The sequence below is a fragment of the Streptomyces sp. Z26 genome, from assembly GCF_003665095.1.
GTDB classification, from domain to species: Bacteria; Actinomycetota; Actinomycetes; order Streptomycetales; family Streptomycetaceae; genus Streptomyces; species Streptomyces phytohabitans.
Window position 1 is genome coordinate 577378 of record NZ_RCHV01000002.1, and the last position, 22766, is coordinate 600143.

The following is a 22766-nucleotide window of genomic DNA, read 5'->3' on the forward strand; positions in this document are numbered from 1 at the left end:
GCGGTCGGGTGGGTCAGGGGGTCAGCCGGTGCCGCGCAGGGCTCCGGCGCGGTCGACCAGCGCGCCGAGCGCGCGGAACCAGGTCTCGGCCAGGTCCCGTACGGCCTCCTCCGGCAGTACGCCGGGCGCGAAGGTCCAGTGGGCGGACAGTTCGGGGCCGCCGGGGCGGTCCTCGGTCAGGGAGTTGACGGTCAGGGCGTGGGACAGCGGCATGTCCGGGTCGGCTTCGAGGTCCGCGGCGTCCGCCTCGGGGGCGTACGACCAGTCGGTGGCCTCCGGGACGCCGAACCGGCCCATGTAGTTGAACTCGATCTGCGGCGTGCCCAGTCGGGCCAGTCGCGCGCCCGCCTCCGGGTTGAGGTGGCGCAGCAGGCCGTGCCCGACACCGGCGTCGGGCAGGGCGGAGAGCCGTTCCCGTACGCGTTCCAGGGCCGTGTCCAGGGCGGGTCCGCCCGCGAACGCGTCGGCCAGGTCCAGCGGCCCGGGGTCGAGCCGTACGGGGACGACGCTGGTGAACCAGCCGACCGTACGCGACAGGTCCGCGTCACCCGCCAACTCCGCCTCGCGGCCGTGGCCTTCGAGGTCCACGAGCACCGAACGGCCGCCCGTGGCCGGGCCGTCGGGCGCGTCCGCGCCGTCCGCCGGGCCCGCCTCCGTACGCCGTCGGCGCCAGTCGGCGACGGCCAGCGCGAGGGCGGTGAGCAGCACGTCGTTGACGGTCGCCCCGTACGCGCTCGGCACCCGGCTGAGCAGTGGCGCCGTACGGTCGGCCGGGAGCGTCAGCGACACGTGCCGGGAGGCGGCGGTGACGTCGACGGACGGGTCGAGGGGGCGGGTCAGGGGCAGCGGGTCGGCGTCGGCCAACATCCGTGTCCACAGCGGGAGTTCGTCCTCGCGGGCCGGGTCGAGGGCGCGTTCCGCGAGCGTCGTGGACCAGCGCCGGAACGACAGGCCGACGGGGGCGAGGGACGGTTCCCGGCCCCCGGACACGTCGCGCCAGGCGGCGGCCAGGTCGGGCAGCAGCACCCGCCAGGACACGCCGTCCACCACGAGGTGGTGGATCAGCAGCAGCAGCCGCCCGGGCCGGTCGCGTCCCCGGTCGAACCAGACGCCGCGGATCATGGCGCCCGCGTCCGGGTCGAGGCCGCGTTGCGCCTCGCGGGCGTGCGCGGCGACGGTCTCCCACAGGGCGGCCTCGTCGGCGTCGGCCGCGTCGACCCGTACGAGCCACGCCGCCGGGTCGAGCGTACCCACGGCGGGCACGTGCAGCGCCCAACCCGCTCGCCCGTCACGGCCGGCCGCGGCGCCGTCGGCGGCCGAAGCGGACCGGTCGAGGCGGGCGCGGAGCAGGTCGTGCCGGTCGGTGACGGCGCGCAGCACGGTCCGCAGCGCGGCCTCGTCCACCTCGGCGGGCGTCTGCACGAACGCCGCCTGGTGGTATCCGGCGATCGGGCCGCCCTGCTCGCGCAGCGCGTGCATGATCGGCGTCAGCGGGACCGTGCCCGTGCCGTCGTCGTGCGCCGGTGCCGCCGCGGCCGGGTCCACCTCGGTGGCGACCTCGGCCAGCGCGGCGACCGTACGCCGCTGGAACACCTGGCGCGGTGTCACCCGCAGGCCCGCCGCGCGGGCCCGGCTGACCAGCTGCATGGCGACGATGCTGTCCCCGCCGAGGGCGAAGAAGTCGTCGTCGGCGCCGGTCGCGGGCAGGCCCAGCGCCTCCGCGAAGAGGTCGGCCAGGGCGCGTTCCACGCCGTCGGCCGGGGCGCGTCCGCCCGCGAGGGTGAACTCCGGCGCGGGCAGCGCCTTCCGGTCGAGCTTGCCGTTGGAGAGCAGCGGCAGCCCGTCCAGGACGACGACGGCCGCCGGGACCATGTAGTCGGGCAGCAGGGACGCGGCGTGGGCGCGGAGCGCGGCCGGGTCGGCGCCGGAACCCTCGGAGACCTGGGCTCCCTCGGCGTCCTCCGCCGGGACGACGTACGCCGCGAGCTGCCGTACGCGCGGCCGGTCCTCGCGGGCCACGACCACCACCTGGCCGACCGCCGGGTGGCTGTCCAACGCGGCCTCGATCTCGGCCAGTTCGACGCGGAAACCGCGGATCTTCACCTGGTCGTCGGTGCGCCCGCGCAGGTCGATCCGCCCGTCCCGGGTCCAGCGCGCCAGGTCGCCCGTACGGTACATGCGGGTGCCGGGCGGCCCGTACGGGTCGGCCGTGAACCGTTCGGCGGTCAGCGCGGGCCGCTCCAGGTAGCCGCGCGCCAGACCGTCACCGGCGAGGTACAACTCGCCGGTGACGCCCGGCGGTACGGGCCGCAGCGCCGCGTCCAGCACGTACGCGCGGGCGTTGCCCACGGGGCGGCCGACCAGCGGCCGGGCGCTGTCGGCGACGCGGGCGGCGAGGGCGTCGACGGTGGCCTCGGTGGGGCCGTAGAGGTTGTACGCGTCGGTGGACCGCAGTCGGGACAGCTCGGCCCACAGCGAGTCCGGTACGGCCTCGCCACCGACGCCGACGGCCGCCAGCGGGCAGTCGCCGTCCGCGAGCAGCCCGGTGTCCGCCATGCGCGCCAGGAACGACGGCGTGACCTCGATGAAGTCCAGCTCGCGCGTACGGATCGCCGCCGCCGCCAGCTCCGGGTCGCGGCGGGTGTCGTCGTCCAGGACGTGCAGCGCGTGCCCGTCGAGCAGCCACAGCTGCGGCTGCCAGGACGCGTCGAACGAGAACGACCAGGCGTGCCCGACCCGCAGGTGGCGGCGGCCCGTGCGGGCCTTCGCCGGGTCGTGCAGGTCGCGCCGGTGGCTGTGGAAGAGGTTGACGACGCTCGCGTGGGCGACGAGGACGCCCTTGGGGCGGCCGGTGGAGCCGGACGTGTAGATGACGTACGCCGGGTGCCTCGGGTCGGGGCCCGTGGCCAGGTCGTCGCCGGACCGGGCGGCGAGCTGGTCGGCGGTGCCGGGTCCGTCCAGCAGCAGGCGCGGCACACCGTACGGTCCGTCCTCGGCCGGGAGCGCGTCCGCGAGCGCCCGCGTGGTGACGGCCAGCACGGGGCGGGCGTCGTCCAGCATGGCGCGTACGCGCTCGGCGGGCAGGTCGGCGTCCACGGGCAGGTACGCGGCGCCCGCCTTGAGGACGGCGAGCATCGCCGTCAGGAAGTCCGCCGTGCGCGGCAGCGCCAGCGCGACGAGGCGTTCCGGGCCCGCGCCGCGCTCGGCCAGCAGCCGGGCGAGGCGGTTGGCGCGCGCGTTCAGCTCCGCGAACGTCCAGGTCACGTCGCCCGCCACCACCGCCACCGCGTCCGGGCTCTCCGCCGCCCGCGCCTCGAACAGGGCCGGTACGGTCGCGGGCGCGCCGGGTGCGACGGGCAGCGCGGTGTCGTTCCAGCCGTGCAGGGCGGCGTGCCGGTCCCGCTGCGTGAGGGTGTCGACGCGCCCCACCGGCTGCGCCGTGTCGGCGGCCATCGCCTCGAAGACGCGCACCATCGCGGCGGTGATCCGCTCGGCGTCGACCCGGTCGAACAGGTCCGTGCGGTACTCGGCGGTCAGCCGCAGCCGTTCCTCCGGCTCGACGGCCCACGTGAACGGGTAGTGCGTGGAGTCCAAATGCTCCCGTACGGCGGCGCGCAGCCGCGCGTCGGACCGGGCGCCGTCCGACGCGCCGGGCACGTCCGGGGTCAGGGGCACGTCGGGGTACGACTCGAACACCACGAGCGTGTCGAAGAGTTCACCGAGCCCGGCCCGGCGCTGGATGTCCGCCAGCCCGAGGTGCTGGTGCGCCAGCAGCCGCGACTGCTCGTCCTGGAGGCGGTCCAGGAAGGCGGCGAGCGGCTCCCGTTCGTCGATCCGGACCCGTACGGGCACGGTGTTGATGAACAGGCCGATCATCGACTCCACACCGGCCAGCTCCGGCGGGCGGCCGGAGACCGTCGCGCCGAACACCACGTCGTGGCGGCCGGTGAGCCGGGACAGGACGACGCTCCACGCCGCCTGGACGAGGGAGTTGACGGTCAGCCCACGGGACCGGGCGAGGCCGGTGAGGGCGTCGGTCAGCTCCGGCGTCAGCCGGGTGGTGAGCGTGGCGGGCACCGCCGGGGCCCGGTTGGGGTCGGCGGGCACGAGGTGGACGGGCTCCTCCAGCCCGTCCAGCGCCTCCGCCCAGGCGGCGGCGGACGCCTCCCGGTCCTGGCGGGCGAGCCAGGCGAGGTAGTCGCGGAAGGGCGGCGCGGCGGGCGGCGTCTCGCCCGCGTACAGCGCGGACAGCTCGCCCATCAGCCGGGGCACGGACCAGCCGTCCAGCAGCAGGTGCTGGTGCGACAGCACCAGCCGGTGCCGCTCCGGCCCGAACCGCACCAGCGCCAGCCGCAGCAGCGGCGGGGCGGCCGGGTCGAACCGGCGGCGCTCCTGCTCCAGGCAGCGGAGCCAGCGGCGTTCGCGTACGGCGTCGGGGGCGGCCTCCGTGCCGTCGGGGCCGTACGCCTCGGAGTCCGCACCGTCCACCGGGTCCGTCAGGTCCAGCTCGCGCCACGGCAGCGCGGCCGTGCGCGGGACGAGGGCGACGGGACGGCCGGACGACAGGTACCGGAAGGCGGCCCGCAGGTTGGCGTGCCGGTCCAGCAGGGCCTGCCCGGCGCGGCGCAGCCGGGCGGCGTCCACGGGGCCTTCGAGGTCGTACGCCACCTGCACGGTGTAGACGTCCGGGCTGTCGGCGCCCGAGTCGAACGAGGCGTGGAACAGCAGCCCCGACTGGAGCGGCGACAGGGGCAGCACCTCGGTGGCGCCGAGGGCGGCCAGTTCGGCGCGTTCGTCGTCCGTGGGCGTGAACAGGGCTTCCGTACCGGGCGCGTGGGACGGTCCGTCCCCGTCCAGGACACCCGCGACGGCGGCGAGCCCGGCCGGGCCCTTGTGCCGGAACACGTCGCGCGGCGTGACCGCCAGCCCGGCGGCGCGGGCGCGCGCGACGAGCTGCATGGCGACGATGCTGTCCCCGCCGAGGGCGAAGAAGTCGTCGTCGGCGCCGACGCGTTCGAGGCCGAGGACGTCCGCGAACAGGTCGCAGAACAGCTGCTCGTGGGGTGTGCGGGGGGCGGTGTCGCCGGTCTCGGCGGCGAAGTCCGGGGCGGGGAGGGCCTTACGGTCCAGCTTGCCGTTGGCCGTCAACGGCAACGCGTCCAGGACCACCACGGCGGCCGGGACCATGTGCTCCGGCAGCACCCCACCCACATGCGCACGCAACGCCCCGGAGTCCGGGGCCTGTTCGGGCGCCGGGACCACATACGCCACCAACCGACCGTCACGGGCGATCACCGACGCGTGGGCCACGGAGTCGTGCGCGGTCAGAACGGTCTCGATCTCACCCGGCTCCACACGGAAACCACGCACCTTCACCTGATCGTCCGTACGACCCAGATACTCCAACGTGCCATCCGCGTTCCACCGCGCCAGGTCACCCGTGCGATACATCCGCTCACCCGGCGCCCCGAACGGATCAGCCGTGAACCGCTCCGCCGTCAACCCCGGCCGCGACAGGTACCCACGGGCCAACTGCACACCCGCCACATACAGTTCACCCGCCACACCCACCGGCACCGGACACAAGCCAGCGTCCAACACATACGTGCGCGTGTTCCACACCGGACGACCGATCGACACCCGCTCCACACCCGCCGCCACCTCGACAGCGGTCACATCCACCGACACCTCCGTCGGCCCGTACAAGTTGTGCAACCCCACACCCGGCAACACCTCATGCACCCGCCCGGCCACCGCCACCGGCAACGCCTCACCACTGCACACCACACGCCGCAGACCGACGCACTCACCCGTGGTCGGTTCGTCGAGGAAGGCGCGCAGCATGGACGGTACGAAGTGGGCGGTGGTGACGCCCTGTTCGCGGATGAGTCGGGCGAGGTACGCGGCGTCCTTGTGACCCTCCGGCTTCGCCAGGACCAGCGAGGCGCCGGTGATCAGGGGCCAGAAGAACTCCCACACGCTGACGTCGAAGCTGGCAGGCGTCTTCTGCAACACCCGATCCGACGCGGCGAGTTGATACGTGTCCTGCATCCACAACAACCGGTTCACGATCCCGCCATGCGGCACCACCACACCCTTCGGCGTACCCGTCGAACCCGACGTGTAGATCACATACGCCGCACCCAACACGTCATACGCAGCAGGCAACTCACCCTCAGGCCCCTCCGGAAGCCCACCCTCGACCACACACACCACACCCGCGTCACGCAACATCCACGCACGACGCTCCACCGGATACCCCGGATCAACCGGCAGATACGCGGCCCCCGCACGATGCACCGCGAGCAACGCCACCACCAACTCCACCGAACGCGGCAACACCACCCCCACCACGCACCCCGCACCCACACCAGCCCCAGCCAACACCCGCGCCGAACGCTCCACCCACGCATCCAACTCCGCATACGACAACGCCTGATCCTCAAAGACCACCGCCACCGCATCCGGCGTACGCGACACCTGCGCACGGAACAACTCCGGCAACGTCGTCGCAGGCACCTCACGCCCCGTCGCGTTCCACTCCCCCACCACCACAGAACGCTCCGCGTCCCCCAACACCACCAGATCCCGCACCACACCATCCGGCGCCACCACCACCTGCCCCAACAACCCGACCAGACGGGCTGCGAGGCGTTCGACGGTCTCGTGGTCGAAGAGGTCGGCGCTGTACTCGATCCAGCTCTCGATGCCCTCGCCCTCGCCCTGTTCGACGAAGTCGAAGCTCAGGTCGAACTTGGCGTTCTGCTGGCCGAGCGGTTCGCGCGCGGCGTGCAGACCGGGGAACTCCGGTGCGGCGCCCGGGGAGTCGAGGTGGACGACCATGACCTGGAAGAGGGGGTGGCGGGCCAGCGAACGTGTCGGGTTGGCCGCTTCCACCAGCCGCTCGAACGGCAGGTCCTGGTGCTCGTACGCGGCGAGGTCGGTGTCGCGTACGCGTGTCAGCAGCTCCGCGAACGTCGGGTCGCCGGACACGTCGGTGCGCAGCACCAACGTGTTCACGAAGAACCCGACCAGGTCCTCCAGTTGCTCGTCGGAGCGGCCGGAGATGGGCGCGCCGAGCGGGATGTCGTCGCCCGCGCCCAGCCGGTGCAGCAAAGTCGCCGTCGCCGCCTGGAAGACCATGAACATGCTGACGCCGTGCTCGTGGGCCAGCGCGCGCAGGCCGCGCGTCAGCTCGGCGTCGAGGGTGAACCCGACGGCGCCGCCCCGGCGGGTGCTCTCCTGCGGGCGCGACCGGTCGGTGGGAAGCGCCAGCTCCTCCGGCAGCCCGGCGAGTGTCCGCTGCCAGTAAGCGAGTTGACGTGCCTGCGGTCCGTCGTCGTCCGCGCCGTCCCCTCCGGTACCTTCCCCGGCACCGGCAGGGGCGGCGCCGCCGAGCAGCTGGTGCTGCCAGCGCGCGTAGTCCGCGTACTGCACGGGCAGCGGCGCCCACTCCGGCGCCTCGCCCGCGCGGCGCGCGCGGTAAGCCGTGGACAGGTCCCGCCACAGCGGCCCCTCGGACCACTCGTCGGTGGCGATGTGGTGGACGACGAGCAGCAGCACGTGCTCGTCCGCCGCCAGCGTGAACAGGTGGGCGCGCAGGGGCACTTCGGTGTCGAGCGCGAACCCGGCACCGGTGGCCTCCGCCAGCCGTGCGGGCAGCTGCTCGGCGGTGACCCGTTCGTACCGTACGAGGTCACCGATCTCCGCCGGGTCCCGTACGACCTGGTGGGCGCGGCCGTCGCGTTCGGGGAAGACCGTGCGCAGGCTCTCGTGCCGTGTGACGAGGTCGCGCAGGGCGGCGGCCAGCGCGTCGCGGTCCAGGTCGCCGGTGAGGCGCCAGGCGGCGGGGATGTTGTACGTGCCGTCGGGGCCGTCGATGCGGTCGAGCAGCCACAGGCGCTGCTGGGCGAACGACAGCGGGAGCGTGTCGGGGCGTTCGCCCGCGGCCAGTACGGGCAGGGCTCCGCCGTCGGCGGACCGTTGCGCGTCGGCCGCGCGCGCGGCGAGGCGTACGGCGAGGCGCGCGGCCGTGGGAGCTTCGAAGACGTCCCGTACGGTCAGCTCGGCGCCGAACGCAGTACGGACGCGGCTGGCGAGGCGCATCGCGAGCAGCGAGTGGCCGCCGAGGGCGAAGAAGTCGTCGTCGGCGCCGACGCGTTCGAGGCCGAGGACGTTCGCGAGGAGTCCGCAGAGGATCTCCGTACGCGGGTCGTGGGGTGTGCGGGGGGCGGTGTCGCCGGTCTCGGCGGCGAAGTCGGGGGCGGGGAGGGCCTTACGGTCCAGCTTGCCGTTGGCCGTCAACGGCAACGCGTCGAGGACGACCACGGCGGCCGGGACCATGTGCTCCGGCAACACCCCACCCACATGCCCACGCAACACCGCACTGTCCGGGGCCTGTTCGGGCGCCGGGACCACATACGCCACCAACCGACCCTCACGAGCCACCACGGACGCGTGGGCCACGGAACCGTGCGCGGTCAGAACGGTCTCGATCTCACCCGGCTCCACACGGAAACCGCGCACCTTCACCTGATCATCCGTACGGCCCAGGTACTCCAACGTGCCATCCGCGTTCCACCGCGCCAGGTCACCCGTGCGATACATCCGCTCACCCGGCGCCCCGAACGGATCAGCCGTGAACCGCTCCGCCGTCAACCCCGGCCGCGACAGGTACCCACGGGCCAACTGCACACCCGCCACATACAGTTCACCCACCACACCCACCGGCACCGGACACAAGCCAGCGTCCAACACATACGTGCGCGTGTTCCACACCGGACGACCGATCGACACCCGCTCCACACCCGCCGCCACCTCGACAGCGGTCACATCCACCGACGCCTCCGTCGGCCCGTACAAGTTGTGCAACCCCACACCCGGCAACACCTCATGCACCCGCCCGGCCACCGCCACCGGCAACGCCTCACCACTGCACACCACACGCCGCAGGCTGGAGCAGTGGGCGGCGGTGGGCTCCTCCAGGAAGAGCTGGAGCATGGAGGGCACGAAGTGCACCGTGGTGACGGCCTGTTCGCGGATGAGTGCGGCCAGATAGGCCGGGTCCTTGTGGCCTTCGGGCCGGGCGAGTACGAGTCCCGCGCCGGTGATCAGGGGCCAGAAGAACTCCCACACGCTGACGTCGAAGCTGGCAGGCGTCTTCTGCAACACCCGATCCGACGCGGCGAGTTGATACGTGTCCTGCATCCACAACAACCGGTTCACGATCCCCCGATGCGGCACCACCACACCCTTCGGCGTCCCCGTCGAACCCGACGTGTAGATCACATACGCCGCACCCAACACGTCGTACGAGCCAGGGAGTTCACCCTCAGGCCCCTCCGGAAGCCCACCCTCGACCACACACACCACACCCGCGTCACGCAACATCCACGCACGACGCTCCACCGGATACCCCGGATCAACCGGCAGATACGCGGCCCCCGCACGATGCACCGCGAGCAACGCCACCACCAACTCCACCGAACGCGGCAACACCACCCCCACCACGCACCCCGCACCCACACCAGCCCCAGCCAACACCCGCGCCGAACGCTCCACCCACGCATCCAACTCCGCATACGACAACGCCTGATCCTCAAAGACCACCGCCACCGCATCCGGCGTACGCGACACCTGCGCACGGAACAACTCCGGCAACGTCGTCGCAGGCACCTCACGCCCCGTCGCGTTCCACTCCCCCACCACCACAGAACGCTCCGCGTCCCCCAACACCACCAGATCCCGCACCACACCATCCGGCGCCACCACCACCTGCCCCAACAACCCGACGAGACGCGACACCAGTCGCTCCGCCGTGGTGTCGTCGCACAGGTCGGTGGCGTACTCCAGGAGGAGCACCAGTCGGTCGTGGCCCGGTTCGTCGACGAAGGTGAAGTGGAGGTCGAACTTGGCCATGCCGGTGTCCATGTCGAACCACTCGGTCGGCAGGTCGATCACGTCGGGGTCGCCGTCGGGCCGGTAGTGGTAGCCGATCATGACCTGGAACAGCGGGTTGCGGCCCGCGCGCCGTACGGGGTTGACGGCCTCGACGACCTGGTCGAACGGCAGGTCCTGGTGGGCGAACGCCTCCAGGGCCGATTCCCGTACGCGCGCGAGGAGTTCACGGAACGTCGGGTCGCCGGACACGTCGGTGCGCAGCACCAACGTGTTCACGAAGAACCCGACCAGGTCGCCGAGCGCGTCGTCCGTGCGGCCCGCGATGGGCGCGCCGAGCGGGATGTCGTCGCCCGCGCCGAGCCGGTGCAGCAAAGTCGCCGTCGCCGCCTGGAAGACCATGAACATGCTGGTGCCGGTGGCCGTCGCCAGGTCGCGGAGCGCCTGCCCGGTGCCGTCGGGCAGCTCCACGCGGACCTTCGCGCTGCGGCCGGTGGCGTCGGCCTCGCGCGGGCGGGTCCGGTCGACGGGCAGCGGCAGTTCCTCGGGGAGGTCGCGCAACGCGTGGGTCCAGTAGGCGAGTTGCTCGTCACCGACCTGCGCCAGCAGGGTGTCCTGCCACAGGGTGTAGTCGGCGTACTGCACGGGCAGCGGCGCCCACCGCGGCGCCTCGCCCGCGCACCGGGCGCGGTAGGCGGTGCCGAGGTCCGTGAGGAACGGGCGGTCGGACCACTCGTCGGTGGCGACGTGGTGCAGGACGAGCGCCACGACGTGGTCGTCCGCGTCGACACGGAACACCTCGCAGCGCAGCGGGAGTTCACGCGTCAGGTCGAACGGGCGGCGCTGCGCCCCGGCGACCAGGCGGCGCAGCGCGGCGTCCGTGCCGCCCTCGTCCGACTCGTCCCCGGGACCGGCGACCTCCGTGACCGTGAACTCCGGTTCCGCCTCCTCGGCCGGGACGATCCGCTGGTACGGCTGCCCGTCGGCGTCCGGCAGCAGGGTGCGCAGCACCTCGTGCCGCCCGGCCACGTCCCGTACGGCGGCGCGCAGCGCGTCCGTGTCGAGCGGGCCGCGCAGCCGTACGACCAGCGGGAAGTTGTACGCGACGCCGCTGCCGGTGATCCGTTCGACGAGCCGCAGACGGCGCTGTGCCGCCGACAGCGGTACGCGCGGGGGCCGTTCGGCGGCGGCGGTCACGGCGGGTCGGGCGGGGCGGCCCGAGTCGGCGCGCGCGGCGAGGAGTTCGGGCGTGGGCGCCTCGAACAGGTCGCGGATGGCCAGCTCGGCGCCCAGTTCCGTACGGGCCCGGCTGATGAGCCGGGTGGCGAGCAGGGAGTGGCCGCCGAGGTCGAAGAAGCCGCCCTCGGCGCCGACTTCGGGCAGTCCGAGCACCTCCGCGAAGAGGCGGCAGAGCACCTCCTCCTCCGGGGTGCGCGGCCCGCGTCCGGTGCTGCCGGTGGCGACGGCGGGCACCGCGTCGGGCAGGGCCCGGACGTCCAGTTTGCCGTTGGCGTTCATGGGCAGCGCGTCGAGGGTGACGAACGCGGTGGGCACCATGTAGTCGGGCAGCCGCTGCCGCAGATCGTCGCGGACGTCGCGGACGAGGGCGTCGGCCGCGCGCGCGGCGGTGGGCGTGTTGGCGTACGGGGCGGTGCCGCCGCCGGGCCGGTAGAGCCCCGCCGTACGTCCGACGGGCTCGGTGCCACGGGTGAACACGGCGTCGTAGCGGCCGGTTTCGGGCGCGTACGTGGTGAGGGCGCGGTAGCCGTGCGCGGCGGCGAGCGCGTGCAGGTCCTCCGGGTCGACCCCGTCACCGCCGTCACGGCCGTCGAAGGCGTCGCCGGGTGCGGGCAGGTGGCCCGTGGACAGGGCGTGGAGCGCGGCGAGTTCGCCGGTCGTACGGGCGTCGGGGACGCCGTCGACGCGCAGCGCGTCGGGTCGTTCGGCGCCGAGGAGGGCGGCGAGGGCGTCCGTACCGGCCCACGGCTCGGCCCGTACGCCGGACAGGTCGCGCGCGGCGGCCGTGGTGAAGCCCTCACCGTCCGGCTCGCCGTCGTCCCCCGCGCGCAGCAGCACGGCGTCGTAGCGGTGCCGGGTCAGCTCGTTGTGGTGCTGCCCGCGCTTGGTGCGCAGGTCGACGCCGTACCCGTGGGCGTCCGCGAGGGCGGTGAAGTAGTCGGGGTCGACGAGGAGTTCCTTCTCCAGCCGCAGCCCCCGTTCGGCCGCCGCGCGTACGGCGTCCGCGTCGGCGCCGTCCCCGGCGCGGGCCAGCTGGATCGCCGCGTGGAAGGCGGGCGCCAGGCGCGGGTTGCGGACGTCCCCGACGAACAGCGCGCCGCCCGGCCGCAGCAGCCGCATGGCGCCGGTGACGACCTCGGTGAGGTAGTCGGCGCTGGGGAAGTACTGGATGACGGAGTTGATGACGACCGTGTCGAAGAAGTCCTCGGGCAGCCCGTCCGTCTCGTGGGCGGCGCGGCAGCGCAGCTCGACCTTCGCGGCGAGCGCGGGGTCGCGGCGCAGGTCGTCGCCGATCTTGCGGATGACGGGCGCGGCGAAGTCCGTCGCCCAGTACGCCTCCACCCGCGGCGCGAGGCGGGACAGCAGCAGGCCGGAGCCGACGCCGATCTCCAGCACGCGGCGCGGGCGCAGCTCGGTGATGCGGGCGACGGTCCGCTCGCGCCAGTCGCTCATCTCCGCGAACGGGATGGGCTGCCCGTCGTAGCTGCTGTCCCAGCCCGCGTAGTCCTCGGTGAAGACGGCGGTGCTGATCCGCTCGTACTCGTCGGAGTACACCTCCTGCCACTCACCGACGTGCGCGGTCTCGGCCGACTCGCGTTCCGCGCCGGTGTGTTCGGCGGGTACGACGTAGCCGACGAGGCGCTGCGTGCCGGGAGTGGCCGGGTCGTCGCGGGCGATGACGGCGGCCTGCGCGACGCGTTCGTGCGCGGTGAGGGCGGTCTCGATCTCGCCGAGTTCGACGCGGTGGCCGCGCACCTTGACCTGGTCGTCGGTGCGGCCGAGGAAGTCGAGGTTGCCGTCGGCGCGGCGGCGTACGAGGTCCCCGGTGCGGTACATGCGCTCGCCGGGCTCGCCGTACGGGTCCGCGACGAAGCGTTCGGCGGTCAGCCCGGGGCGGTCCAGGTAGCCGCGGGCGAGGCCGATCCCGGCGATGTACAGCTCGCCGGGCACCCCGTCGGGCACGGGCCGCAGCCAGGCGTCGAGGAGGTGCGCGCGGGTGCCGCGGATGGGGCGGCCGACGGTGGGGGTGGCGCTGTCGAGGGTGCCGCCGCCGAGGGTGTTGATGGTGTACTCGGTCGGCCCGTACAGGTTGTAGCCGAGCGTGCCGTCCGCGTCCCGCAGCCGCTGCCACACCGTCTCGGACACGGCCTCGCCGCCGAGCAGCACCAGCGGCGGCCGGTGGCCCTCCAGCAGGCCCTGCTCGATGAGCACGTGGGCGTACGTGGGCGTGACGTTGACGACGTCCACGCGGTGCGCCTCGCAGTACGCGACGAGGGCGTCCGCGTCGCGGCGCAGCTCCTCGTCGCAGACGTGCACCTCGTGGCCCTCGACGAGCCAGAGCAGCTCCTCCCACGACATGTCGAACGCGAACGACACGGTGTGCGCGACGCGCAGCCGTCGTCCGCCCGCGGCGGCGATCGCGGGTTCGAAGATCTCCCGCTGGTGGTTGAGCTGCATGTTGGTCAGGCCGCGGTAGGGCGTGACGACGCCCTTGGGGCGGCCGGTGGAGCCGGAGGTGTAGATGACGTACGCCGGGTGCTCCAAGCTGAAGCGCGGGCGTTCCGCCTCGGTGACGGGCCCGGCGGGCAGCGCGTCGAGGGCGGCGGCGGTCTCCGGGGCGTCGAGGCGTACGCGCGGGGTGTCCGGCGCGGCGTCCGCGAGGCGCGCGGCGACGGCGTCGGTGGTCAGCAGCAGCCGGGGGCGGGCGTCACCGAGGGTGGCGGCGAGGCGGTCGTCGGGGTGGTCCAGCTCCAGCGGCAGGTACGCGGCGCCGGTGCGGAGCACGGCGAACAGCGCGGCGACCGTGTCGAGGGAGCGCGGCAGGGCGAGCGCGACGGTCCGCTCGGGGCCCGCGCCACGGGCCAGCAGCAGCCGCGCGAGGCGGTTGATACGGGCGTCGAGCTGCGCGTACGTCCAGGTGTCCCCGCCGCAGACGAGCGCGGTGGTGCCGGGGGTGCGTACGGCCTGCGCGGCCAGCAGGTCCGCGACGGTCTCCGTCGGTTCGGGTACGCGGCTGTCGGCGGCGGCGCCCGCCAGCTCGGCGCGTTCGGCGGGCAGCAGCGGGTCGAGGCGGCCGACGGGGGCGGCGAGGTCGCGGGTGAGCCGGTCCACGAGCAGCGTGAAGCGGTCGAGGAGGGCGCGGGCCCGGTCGCCGTCCACGACGTCCGGCCGGTGGGCGAGGGTGACGCGGACGCTGCGGCCCGGGGTGACGACGAGGTTGACGGGGTAGTGGGTGGCGTCGACGTTGGCGACGGCGGTGGCGCCGTAGCGGTCGCTCAGCTCCCCGAGGCGTTCGTCGGTGTCGCTGTTGCGCAGCACGAAGAGGGTGTCGAACAGCCGCCGGTGGCCGGTCTCGGCCTGGAGGACGCCGAGGCCCAGGTACTCGTACGGCATGACCTCCAGCCGTTCGTCCTGGACGCGCCGCAGCAGGTCGAGCACGGGCTCGGCCGGGTCGTACGCGACGCGCGCCGGGACGGTGTTGAGGAACATGCCGATGACGTGCTCTATGTCCGGGACCTCGCTGGGGCGGCCCGCGACGGTCGTGCCGAAGACGACGTCGGTACGGCCGGTGGCGGTGGCCAGCGCGAGGCCCCAGGCGGCGGTCAGCACGGTGTTGAGGGTCAGGCCGTGGCCGCGCGCGGTGTCCCGCAGCCGCTCGCCGACGTCGCCGGGGAGCGTGACGTCCAGGTGCGTGGGGATGTCGGGTTCCAGGCCCTGGTCGGCGGCGGCCAGCAGGGTGGGCTCGGCGAGGCCGTCGAGGGCGCCGCGCCACACGCGGGTGGCCTCGGCGGTGTCCTGGGTGTCGAGCCAGCCGAGGTAGTCGCGATACGAGCCGGGGGCGGGCAGCCCGGCGGGGTCGCCGTCGGACGCGTACAGCGCGAACAGCTGGTCGAGGAAGAGCCAGGCGGACCAGCCGTCCCAGAGCAGCAGGTGGCGGCCGACGACGAGCCGGTCGCCGCGCGCGGCGCCGAGGCGTACGAGCAGCACGCGGAACAGCAGCGGGCGGGTGAGGTCGAAGCGGCGGGAGCGTTCGGCCTCCGTCAACTCGGCCAGGCGGGCGTCCTGTTCGGCGGTGGGCAGCCCGGACAGGTCGACCTCCTCCAGGGGCACCTCCGGGTCGCGGACGATGAACTGCACGGGCTGCCGCAGCCCGGCGCTGGTGAACCCGGCGCGCAGGCTGGGGTGCCGGTCGAGGAGTACGCGGGCGGCGGCGCGCAGCCGGTCCGCGTCGAGGGGCGCGGCGAAGTCGAACGACTCGTGCACGGTGTAGACGTCGATCGCGCCGTCGTCGTACGTCGAGTGGAAGAACAGCCCTTCCTGGAGCGGGGCGAGCGGCCAGATGTCCTCGACGGGGCCGGGGCTCAGCTCGTGGACGCGCGCGGTCTCCTCGGCGGTGAGGGCGAACTCCGCTCGGGGCGCGGCCTGTTCGGCCGCCGGTCCGCTGTCGGCGGCCCGCGCGGCGACGGCCAGCGCGGCGGGGGTGCGGTGCCGGAACACGTCGCGGGGGCTCAGGTCGAGGCCCGCGCGGCGGGCGCGGCTGGAGACGCCGATGGAGCTGATGCTGTCGCCGCCGAGGAGGAAGAAGTCGTCGTCCGCGCCGACGTCCGGCAGCTTGAGCACGGCGGCGAAGATGCCGGTCAGGGCCTCCTCGCGGGCGTCGCGCGGGGCGCGCGCGGCGGCCCGTTCGGCGTGCGCGGCGGGCAGCGCGGCGCGGTCGAGCTTGCCGCTGGGGGTCAGCGGCAGGCGGTCCAGGACGACGTACGCGGCGGGCACCATCGGCGCGGGCAGCGCCTCGGTGAGCGCGGCGCGGAGGGTCGCGGCGTCGGGCCCGGAGCCCGTTGCCGCGCGCGGTCCGGCCTCCGGTACGGCGTCCGTTCCGGCGTCGGGCGGGGTCACGGGCGCGGGGACGACGTACGCCGTGAGGGCGCCGTCCACGGCGGTGACGGCGGCCTGGGCGACGTCGGCGCGGGCGGTCAACGCGGCCTCGATCTCGCCGAGTTCGATGCGGTTGCCGCGGATCTTGACCTGCCGGTCGGTGCGGCCCAGGTACTCCAGGGTGCCGTCGGCGCGGCGGGCGACGAGGTCGCCGGTGCGGTACATGCGCGTGCCGGGTTCACCGTACGGGTCGGCCACGAACCGTTCGGCGGTGAGCGCCGGGCGGGCGTGGTAGCCGCGCGCCAGCTGGACGCCGGTGAGGTACAGCTCGCCGGGGACGCCGTCGGGTACGGGCCGCAGGCAGGTGTCGAGGACGCGCAGGCCGGTGTTCCAGACGGGGCGGCCCAGCGGCACGGTGGTGCCGGGCGCGCCGTCGTACGGGTGGTGGGTGACGTCGACGGCGGCCTCGGTCGGCCCGTAGAGGTTGTGCGGCGGCACCCCCGTCAGCTCCGTCCAGCGGGCGGCGACGGCGGCGGGCAGCGCCTCGCCGCTGGTGAACACGCGACGCAGCGGCGCCGCCCACGCGGGGTCGGCGGTGACCTCGTCGGTGCCGAGGAACGCCTCCAGCATCGACGGCACGAAGTGCAGGGTGGTGACGGCCTGTTCGCGGACGAGCCCGGCGAGGTACGCGGGGTCGCGGTGCCCGTCGGGGCGGGCGAGGACGACGGCGGCGCCGGTGGTGAGCGGCCAGAAGAACTCCCAGACGCTGACGTCGAAGCTGGACGGCGTCTTCTGGAGCACCCGGTCGTCCGCCGCGAGCCCGTACTCGCCCTGCATCCACGCCAGCCGGTTGAGGACGGCGCGGTGGCTGACGACGACGCCCTTGGGGCGGCCGGTGGAGCCGGAGGTGTAGATGAGGTAGGCGGGGTCGTCGGGGTGCGCGGCGGCCGGGCCGACGGCGGCGTCCCGTACGGGCCGGTCCGCCGCGGGCTCGGCCGGTACGGGCTCGTCCCGCGCCGGTTCGTCCGCGTACAGCAGCGCCCCGGGCTCCACGCCCGGCAGCAGCCCGGCGGCGTCCACGGTGGTGACGACCGTACGGGCGCCGGAGTCGGTGAGCATGTGCGCGAGGCGGTCGGCCGGGTAGTCGGTGTCCAACGGCAGGTACGCGGCGCCGGACTTCAGGACGCCGAGCAGCGCCGCCATCAGGTGCGGCCCGCGCGGCACGGCCACGCCGACGAACGCGCCGGGCCCGGCGCCGCGCGCCCGCAGCCGTTCGGCCAACTCGTCGGCCCTGGCGTCGAGTTCGCGGTAGGTGACCGCCTCGCCCGCGTACACGGCGGCGGTGGCGTCGGGCGTACGGGCGGCCTGCGCGGCGCAGGCGGCGGCGAGGGTCGTGCCGGGCACCTCGCGGCGTTCGCCCGTCGGGTGGGCGCGGTCCAGCTCGTCGGGCGAGAGGAGCGCGACGGCGGCGGCGGGCACGGTGGTGTCGGCGGCGAGCGCGTGCAGGACGCGCGTCAGCCGGTCCGCGACGCGGCGTACGCGCTCCGCGTCGAGGCGCCGCGTGTGGTACTTGAGGCGCAGGTCGAGCCTGCGCTGCGGCTTGACGATCAGGGCCAGCGGATAGTGCACGGCGTCGTGGAACTCGTGCCCGGTGATCCGTACGGCGTCGGCGTCCCGGTCCGCGTCCCCGTCCCCGCCAGCCGCCGCGTCCGGGTAGTTCTCGAACACGACGAGCGTGTCGAAGAGTTCACCCATGCCCGCGAGCCCGGAGACGCGCTGGATCTCGGCGAGCCCGAGGTGCTGGTGGTCCAACAGGCGTGCCTGTTCGTCCTGGAGGCGGCGCAGCAGTGTGCCCAGCGAGTCGCCCGGCTGCCAACGGAAGCGCGTCGGAAGGGTGTTGATGAACAGGCCGATCATCGACTCGACGCCCTCGACCTCGGCGTCTCGCCCGGAGACGGTCGTACCGAACACCACGTCCTGACTGCCCGTCAGGGCGCCGGTCAGCAGTCCCCACGCGGCCTGGACGACGGTCCCCAGCGTGACGCCCTGTTCACGGGCGCGGGCGGCGAGCCGCGCGGTGACGCGCTCGGACAGCTCGACGCGTACCTGCGCGGGCGCGAACGGCGCGTCGCCGGAGTCGTCCGGCGTGCCGGGCGCCTCCCCGACCAGCCGCGTCGGCTCCTCCGTACCGGCGAGCGCCGCGCGCCACGCCGCGCGGGCGGCGTCGCGGTCGGCGGCGGCCAGGTGCCGCAGGTAGCCGCGGTACGGCGCGGGCGCGGGGGGCAGCGCGGGTACGGCGGCGGGCCGGGCCGCGGTGCCGCGTTCGACGGCGTAGCAGGCCAGCAGCTCGCGGTGGAGGACCGGCAGGGACCAGCCGTCCGCGACGATGTGGTGGAACGTCAGCAGCAGCCGCGCCCGGTCCGTACCGAGCCGGACGAGCGCGTAGCGCAGCAGCGGCGGGCGGGCCAGGTCGAAGCCGCGGGCGCGCTCGTCGGCGGCGACGGCGTCCGCGAGGCGGGGCCGGGCACCGGCGTCCTGCGCGGCGAGGTCCACCTCGCGCCACGGCAGCCGGAGACCGTCGGCCACCAGCTGGAAGGTGCGCCCGTCGGACAGCCGCCGGAAGCAGGCGCGCAGCGGCGCGTGCCGCTCCAGCACGCGCTCGGCGGCGCGCCGCAGCGCCTCGCCGTCGACCGGGCCGGTGAGTTCGAGCGCCTGCTGCACGACGTACGCGTCGTCGCCGGAGCCGTCGACCACGGCGTGGAACGCGAAGCCCTCCTGGAGGGGGCTGAGCGGCAGCACCTCCGCGACGGTGAGGGCGGGTCCGCCGGGCGGGGCGGCGAGTTCGGCGCGTTCGGCGTCGGTGAGGTCGACGAGCGGCGCGTCGTCGTCGGCGCGTTCGTCCGCGCCGTCGCCGGTGCCGGGCGCGTCGCCGGGTCCCGCGGCCTCCGCGAGGGCGGCGGCCGTACGGTGCCGGAACACGTCGCGCGTGGTGAGCCGCAGGCCCGCGTCCCGGAGGCGTACGAGCAGCCGGATGGCGCTGATGCTGTCGCCGCCGAGGGCGAAGAAGTCGTCGTCGACGGTGACGGTCCGTACGCCCAGCACGTCCGCGTACGCCGCGCACAGCAGCTCCTCGCGGGCGTCGCGCGGGGCGCGGCCCTCGCTGAGGGCGCCGTAGTCGGGCACGGGCAGCGCGGCGGAGTCGAGCTTGCCGCTGGGGGTGACCGGGAGGCGGTCCAGGGGGACGAGCGCGGCGGGCACCATGTACTCCGGCAGCCGCTCGGCGGTGTGCGCGCGCAGGGTGCGCAGCAGGGCGCCGACGTCGCGGAAGGGCGCGGGCCGGTTGGCGTGCGCGGCGGTGCCGGACGGGCGGTAGAGCGGGGCGTACGCGGTGCCCTCGGGTGCGAACACCACGTCGAGGGCGCCGTCGTCCGCGGCGCCGTCCCAGGTGACGGCCGTCGTCAGGCCGTGCCGGGCGCCGAGCGCGTGCAGCTCCTCGGGGTCGGGCGCGGCGGCGGGTCCGGCGGTGCGGCCCGTACGGCTGCTGTCGTCGAGGGCGTCGAGCGCCGAAAGGTCCTCCGCGAGGCGGGCGTTGGGCACCCCGGTGACGCGGAGCGGCGCGGTGCGGCCCGCGAGCAGCGCGTCGAGGGCGCCGCCGGGGCGCGTGCCGTCCTCGGCGTCGTCGAGCGCGGTCCAGGCGACCTCGTCGGCGTACGGCGCGGAGGCGTCGGCGGGCACGGGGGCTTCGGCGGCCGGGGCGGCCTCGCCCTCGGACGGTCCGGTGGCGTCGCGCTTGCGCAGGACCACGTCGTAGCGGTAGCGGGTCAGCTCGTTGTGGTGCGTGCCGCGCTTGACGCGGACGTCCGCGTCGAATCCGTCGAGGGCCGCGAAGTAGTCCGGGTCCAGGAGGAGTTCGCCCTCCCAGGCGACGGAGCGGTCCACGGCGGCCCGCAGCGCCTGCTTGTCGTCGGGCCCGGTGGCGCGGCAGGTCTCCACCGCGGCGCGGAGGCAGCGCAGCAGCCGCGCGTTCCGTACGTCGCCGACGAACACCCGGCCGCCGGGCGCGAGGAGCCGTCCGGCGGCGCGCAGCACGTCGGTGAGGTAGTCGGCGCCGGGGAAGTACTGGGCGACGGAGTTGATGACGACCGTGTCGAACCAGCCCTCCGGCAGGCCCGTCGTGTCGTGCGCGGGCTGCGCCCGCAGCTCCACGCGCGCGGCCAGCTCCGGCACCGTACGCACCTGGGCGCGCAGGGCCCGTACGGCCTCCTCGGACAGGTCGGTGCCCCAGTAGGCGGTGCAGTGGGGGGCGACGCGGGACAGGATCAGGCCGCTGCCGACGCCGATCTCCAGCACGCGCCCGGGGGCGAGTTCACCGATGCGGGCGACGGTGGCGTCCCGCCACTCGCGCATCTCCGCGACGGGCAGCGGCAGGCCGTCGTACATGCTGTTCCAGCCCGCGAAGTTCTCCCGCAGGCCGGTCGCGGCGCCGTCGTTCGGCTGCCCGTCGGCGGGGGCGGAGCCCTCCGTGCCGGCGGCGGCGTAGAGCAGTTCGTGCAGGTCCTTCCACCCCTGGAGCCGCTCGCCACCGTCGCCGCCGTCCGCCGGGTTCGCCGCGTCCCCCGCGCCCGCGTCGAGCGCGGGCACCACGTACGCCGCCAGCCGCCGGTCCCCCGGCGCGTCCTCGCGTACGACGACTGCGGCCTGGTCCACGGCCGGGTGGCCGCGCAGCACGGACTCGATCTCGCCGGGCTCGATGCGGAAGCCGCGGATCTTCACCTGCGCGTCGGCGCGCCCCAGGAACTCCAGTCGCCCGTCGGTCCTCCAGCGCACCAGGTCGCCGGTGCGGTAGAGCCGCTCCCCCGGCGCGGCGGCGAGCGCGTCCGGGGCGGCGACGAACCGTTCGGCGGTCAGCGCGGGCTGCCCCAGGTAGCCGCGGGCGAGCCCGGCGCCGCCGAGGTACAGCTCGCCGGGGACGCCCGCCGGTACGGGCCGCAGCCGGGAGTCCAGGACGTACGCGCGGGTGCCGGGGTCGGGCACGCCGATGGGCACGAGGGTGCCCGCCGGGGTGTCCGGGTCGCACAGGCCCAGCGTGGAGTTGGTGGTGGCCTCGGTGGGGCCGTACGCGTTGAACATCATGCGCCCGCGCGCGTACCGGCCGACCAGCTCCGGCGAGACGCGCTCGGTGCCCGCCAGCAGCGTGGCGGGCGGGAGTTCGACGTCCTCGGGCATGGCGGCGAGCAGCGCGGGCGGCAGGATCATGAACGTGATGCCGTGCGCGTGCGCGTACTCCGCGAGGGGCGCGCCCGGCACCCGCCGCTCGGACGGCACGACGACGAGGCGGCCGCCGGAGAGCAGGCCGAGGCAGAGGTCCCAGAACGCCACGTCGAAGCTGGGCGACGCGAACTGGAGCACCCGGCTGTGCGGGCCGATGCCGAACCGTTCACTCTGGGTCGCGACCAGCTTGGCGACGCCCGCGTGCGACAGCACGACGCCCTTGGGGCGGCCGGTGGAACCGGAGGTGTAGATCACGTACGCGGCGTTGCCGGTGGTCAGCGCGCCACGGTCGGCGGCTCCCGGGTCGTGCGCCGGGCCGTCCGCCAACTCCCGTACGGTGTCGGGCCCGTCGAGGACCAGCACGTCCGTGCCGTCGTGCGTGGGGACATCCGCGGCGGCCTCGGCGGTGGTGACGAGGCAGACGGGCCGGGCATCGGCCAGCATGTACGCGACGCGGTCCGGCGGGTAGTCGGTGTCCAGCGGCAAGTAGGCGGCGCCGGACTTGAGGACGGCGACCTCCGCGACGATCAGGTCCGCGGAGCGCGGCACGGCCAGTGCGACGACACGCTCCGGACCGGCGCCACGGGCGATCAGGGCGTGCGCCAACCGGTTGGCGCGGGCGTCGAGTTCGGCGTACGTGAGGCGCACGTCGTCGTGCACGAGCGCGACGGCGCCGGGCCGCTCCCGTACCCGCTCGGCGAACATCGCGGGCCAGGTCAGCGCCGGTACGTCGTGCGCGGTGTCGTTCCAGGCGGTGACGGTGCGGTGGTGCTCCTCGGCGTCCAGCAGGGCGAGTTCACCGACGGGGGCGTCCGGGCGGGCGACGCCGTCGGTGAGGAGCGCGGCGTAGTGCCCGGCCATCCGGTGGGCGGTGTCCTCGGTGAACAGGTCGGCGGCGGCGGTGACCGTCACCGCGTCGGGCGTGGCGCGCAGGACGACGTCCAGGGGGTGCGGCCAGTCGACGGAGACGGCCTCCGCCCCGGCGTCGGCGTCGGCGTCCGGTGCCCGGTCCGCCCGCGCGGTGAACGCCGTGTTCGCCAGCAGCCCGCCGCCGCGTGTCGGTTCGGCGCCCGACTCCCGTACGAGCAGGGCCGGTTCGGCGCGGTGCGCGACCGCCGCCGCGTACGCCCGCCCGGTGCTCCGCACGAGCGCGGCGAACTCCGTACCAGCGTCGAGACGCACCCGTACCGGCAGCCCGTCGTGCACGACGGTGACGTCGTCCGCGCCGCCGTAGCGGTGCAGCAGCGCGACGTACGCGGCGAGGCGCGTCACCTCGTCGCAGGTGGCGGCGGGGTCGAGGGCCCGGGTGACCGTACGGAGCGCGCCCGTGGGCCGCAGCGGATACGGGAGGTCGGCGGGGAGCACGGTCTCCTGGGGCGACGGTGCGAGGCACCGGCGCCAGAAGGCCGTCAACTCGTCGAGACCCGACACGCGTTCATCGATACCGGACACAACTCTCCCCGCGGGTGCGTAACCGGCTCAGC

At 74.8% G+C, this 22766-nt stretch carries 1 protein-coding gene; it reads right to left on the bottom strand.

Going from position 1 to position 22766, the window contains the following annotated elements:
- Window positions 1–21 precede the first annotated feature (21 nt).
- Window positions 22–22713, bottom strand: a complete 22692-nt coding sequence (locus tag D7M15_RS02600; RefSeq protein ID WP_121520114.1) for a non-ribosomal peptide synthase/polyketide synthase — start codon at window positions 22711–22713, stop codon at window positions 22–24.
- Between the last annotated feature and the right edge of the window lie 53 nt (window positions 22714–22766).